The sequence below is a fragment of the Arthrobacter sp. 10L430 genome (assembly GCF_056395245.1).
On sequence record NZ_JBFTJD010000068.1, the window covers coordinates 1 to 836 of the forward strand.

1 pseudogene is annotated in these 836 nt (G+C 64.8%); it reads left to right on the plus strand.

Annotated elements, in window-relative coordinates:
- Positions 1 to 836: pseudogene (locus AC1DDG_RS21690) on the plus strand (pyruvate dehydrogenase (acetyl-transferring), homodimeric type); the annotation flags it as partial.

An 836-nucleotide genomic window follows, 5' to 3' on the forward strand; every position in this document is an offset into this window, starting at 1 on the left:
ACCCCGCAGACCAAGGACATGGTCGCGGACCTGACCGATGACCAGATCTGGAACCTCAAGCGCGGCGGCCACGACTACCGCAAGGTCTACGCCGCGTACAAGGCAGCGACCGAATTCAAGGGCAAGCCCACCGTGATCCTGGCCAAAACGGTCAAGGGCTACGGCCTCGGCCCGCACTTCGAAGGCCGCAACGCCACCCACCAGATGAAAAAACTCACCCTCGACGACCTCAAGGAATTCAGGGACTACCTCAGGATTCCGATCTCCGACGCGCGCTTGGAGGAAGACCCTTACAGCCCGCCCTACTACCACCCCGGTGTGGACGCCCCCGAGATCGCCTACCTCCTTGAAAGAAGAAGGGAACTGGGCGGCTATACGCCCGAGCGCCGTCCCAACCATGCGGCTATTGAGCTCCCCGAGGCCAAGACCTTTGACATCGCCAAGCGGGGCACCGGCAAGCAGCAGGCCGCCACGACCATGGCCTTCGTCCGCCTCCTCAAGGACCTCCTCCGCGACAAGAAGTTCGGGCACCGGATCGTTCCCATCGTTCCCGACGAATCGCGCACCTTCGGCATGGACGCGTTCTTCCCGACCGCGAAGATCTACAACCCGGGCGGCCAGAACTACCTGTCCGTGGACCGCGACCTGGTCCTGGCCTACAAGGAATCCGCCCAGGGCCAGCTGATCCACCCCGGCATCAACGAAGCCGGCGCCGTCGCAGCGTTCACCGCCGCCGGCACCGCCTACGCCACCCACGGCGTGCCGCTGATCCCGGTCTACGTGTTCTACTCCATGTTCGGCTTCCAGCGCACCGGCGACGCCTTCTGGGCCGCCGC